A 798-nucleotide genomic window follows, 5' to 3' on the forward strand; every position below is an offset into this window, starting at 1 on the left:
AAATCACGACCACCGGCTTAGCCGGTGGTTTGCTTTGACCCTATAAGGGTCTATTACCGGCACTGGAGTCTAAAGACTCATCGAAATAGGTTCGCCAAGCGCAACATCATTTACCTACAAAGCCCTTTCGGGCTTATCTTTATTTGTTACGTTTTACTGGCTCACCCGTAAACGGGTCAATATACTCTTTCAGTGTCATTTGATCATATTCCAGATCATCCTGTAACTGATTTGCTATATATTCCTGTATTTTCTTTGCATTTTTCCCTACCGTATCTACATAATATCCGCGACACCAGAAATGTCTGTTTCCATATTTGTACTTCAGATTTGCATGTCTTTCGAATATCATTAATGTACTCTTTCCTTTTAAGTACCCTACAAAATACGATACACTTATGCTTGGCGGAATTTCTACTAACATGTGTACATGATCTGGACATATCTCTGCTTCAATAATTTTTACACCTTTTCTTTTGCATAACATACTCAAAATATCTGCTATATCCTGTTTAATTTTTCCATATGCTACTTTTCTTCTATATTTTGGTGCAAAAACAATATGATACTTACAATTCCACTTTGTATGTGATAAACTATTATTATCCATATGGATACCTCCTGTGTATATTAGTGCGGTTGGCGAACCTACATTAATTATACCACCGGAGGTTTTTTTCTGTAAGCTGAAGCAATGCTGACTCACCTGCATAGCAGGTGGTTTATTTGTTTTCCAAAGCTCCGTTTTTCGGATCAGCGAAAAACTCCACAATGGCAAACAGGGCTTTGCCCTAACAA

1 protein-coding gene is annotated in these 798 nt (G+C 37.6%); it reads right to left on the bottom strand.

Translation table 11 applies throughout. The annotated features are described in order from the left end of the window. Positions 1-139: 139 nt before the first annotated feature. Positions 140-610 (bottom strand): IS200/IS605 family transposase, encoded by a 471-nt coding sequence (tnpA, locus tag LJE11_RS19190; RefSeq protein WP_118408900.1) that lies wholly within the window; start codon positions 608-610, stop codon positions 140-142. Positions 611-798 lie beyond the last annotated feature (188 nt).

Origin of the sequence: Blautia sp. DFI.1.216, from assembly GCF_020594215.1 — a bacterium.
Taxonomy (GTDB): domain Bacteria; phylum Bacillota; class Clostridia; order Lachnospirales; family Lachnospiraceae; genus Blautia_A; species Blautia_A wexlerae.